Origin of the sequence: Synechococcus sp. R3-13 (assembly GCF_047462195.1) — a bacterium.
GTDB lineage: Bacteria > Cyanobacteriota > Cyanobacteriia > Thermostichales > Thermostichaceae > Thermostichus.
In genome coordinates this window covers 1-1,906 of sequence record NZ_JANSIO010000397.1, presented here as the reverse complement: position 1 = coordinate 1,906, position 1,906 = coordinate 1, and the positions used below count along the sequence as shown (strand labels likewise).

The 1,906-nt window shown below is 57.5% G+C and carries 3 protein-coding genes; all 3 read right to left on the bottom strand.

Annotation, left to right across the window (positions count from 1 at the left end; all coding sequences use genetic code 11):
* Positions 1-436: sigma-70 family RNA polymerase sigma factor (locus tag NW856_RS11740; protein ID WP_414400425.1), on the bottom strand; the 436-nt coding region annotated here is incomplete at its 3' end.
* Positions 423-560 carry a hypothetical protein gene (locus NW856_RS11735; RefSeq protein ID WP_414400424.1) on the bottom strand — a complete coding sequence of 46 codons (138 nt, stop codon included), beginning with the start codon at positions 558-560 and terminating at the stop codon, positions 423-425. The genes NW856_RS11740 and NW856_RS11735, both read right to left, overlap by 14 nt.
* 609 nt (positions 561-1,169) lie before the next feature.
* Positions 1,170-1,906, bottom strand: a 737-nt coding sequence (locus tag NW856_RS11730) for a tetratricopeptide repeat protein (RefSeq protein WP_414400423.1), incomplete at its 5' end; no start/stop codon positions are given.

Here is a 1,906-nt window from a genome sequence, read left to right as displayed (position 1 = left end):
ATTCCTGCTCCGTCAGTTGTAGGGCTTCTCTCACCTCGGCCTCAGAGGGAGAACGGCCCAACTCTTGCCGCAGACGGGCAATCACCTTCTTGGCTTGTCGTTGCAGAGTTGTCCAGCGGCGTGGGATCCGCATGGTGGGGCTCTTGTCTCGCAGGTAATGTTGAATTTCTCCGCGAATGTAGGGCATGGCAAAGGAGCTGAAAGCCAGCCCACGGGTAATATCAAACCGTTCGATGGCCTGAATCAAACCCAAGCAGCCAACTTGGACCAGGTCATCGTACCCCTCATTGCACTGGTTGCGCCAGTGATGGGCTTCTTTGCGCACCAAGCCCATGTTTATTTCCACCAGTCGATTGCGCAGGGCCGGATCCCGATTCTGGTGGTACAGCCGCAACAGTTCGGCGGTTCGGGCTTTAACATCCTCATGAGATGCCATAGATCCACATGCGGCTGGGAATCCGGTCTTGGCCAAAGGCAATGGAGTGGAGGCCGCCGGTCGCCTCGGTGAGACGGAGTTCTTGGGAGAGATCAGGCGAGGGGCCGTTATCATAGAGAACCACTTTACCGATTTGCCGAAAATAACTGTAGAACCAGCACTTAAGGAACTGGAAAACCATTCAAAGGCTGAGGATCCCACGCATAATCAACACCTATCCAGTCCAAATAGACGCTTTTGCCCAGCCGAACCGACCTGGCATGCGCAAGCTATAGGGCTACAGAGATGGTGTCAGAAGCACGACTGGACACTGTTGAGATCCGCCAAAAGCTAGAACGTTCTTAGTTTGACCAGGTTTCTGGGCCCAAGCAACAGCATCTCCACGGAAAATCGGCGGGTTTCCTCGGCAAAAGAGCGCAATTTCCCTGTCAGGCCCGATTGAATTGCCCGATTTCTGTTGCTGGCGTGCTCTCATGGACTGGTTCATGATTTGGGATTGGCCGTGAGATCGCCTGCGCATTCTGATCCCCCCTCTCCCAGAGAGAGAAGGGCTGGGATGTCTTTGGGGTCTCAATGCAGCACTTGACCCACTGCGGTCGTCTGAGCGCTCTACCCACAGCTTGTGGGGAAGTCGCGCCTGTGGAGATTTCTCTGACAGGTTGGTAGCCAAGACTACCGTTAGTGATGACTTGTGACGCAGGTCGCTTTGACGTTGAGCAAAGGTTAGCGTTGCCTAGCCCTGTGTAAGCCTTTCAGAGCGGTTCTTGAGGGGATCCGTGCCGGCAAGGGCTGCCAAAAAGGATGCAAAACTCGGCTCCTCGCGAATGAGGTCGAAATAGGGCTCAGAGGAGAGCAAGGGGCGGTAGCGTTCCGGCTCCAGGCGTAGGGCTTGCTCCAAAGCTTGTAGGGCCTGAGGCACTTGGCCTTCCCAGGCGTAGCAGCAGGCTTTGGCGTAGTGAGCCTCGGCATTGCTGGGATCCATCTGCAGGGCCCGATCAAAACTCTGGATGGCCAGCTCGTAGAGGTTCAAGTCCATCAGCACCAGGCCGCGCTGCACCCAGATCTGAGGGCGTTTGGGATCTTGCGCCAGGGCACGGTCGTAGCTGTTGAGGGCCTCCATCGGGTTGCCGAGGCGGTGGTGGGCAAGGGCGTGGCCGGCCCAGAGAGAGACGGATTCGGATCCCAGTTGCAGGGCTCGTTCGTAGCTGGCCAGAGCATCGACGTAGCGCTCTAGGTGAAACAGAGCCAGGCCCCGACTCTGCCAAACTTGGGCATTGACGGGGTTGATGGCGAGGGCTTTCTCGTAGCTGATTAGGGATCCCTGCCACCGTCCCAGAGAGGCTAAGGTTAGCCCGTGCAGGTACCACGTTTCCGGGCTGTCGGGGCTGAGGGCAAGGGCCCGTTCGTAGGCACGTAGGGCTTCTTCGTAGCGGCCCAATTGCCGCAGCGTGTTGGCCTGGTTAAAGCGGG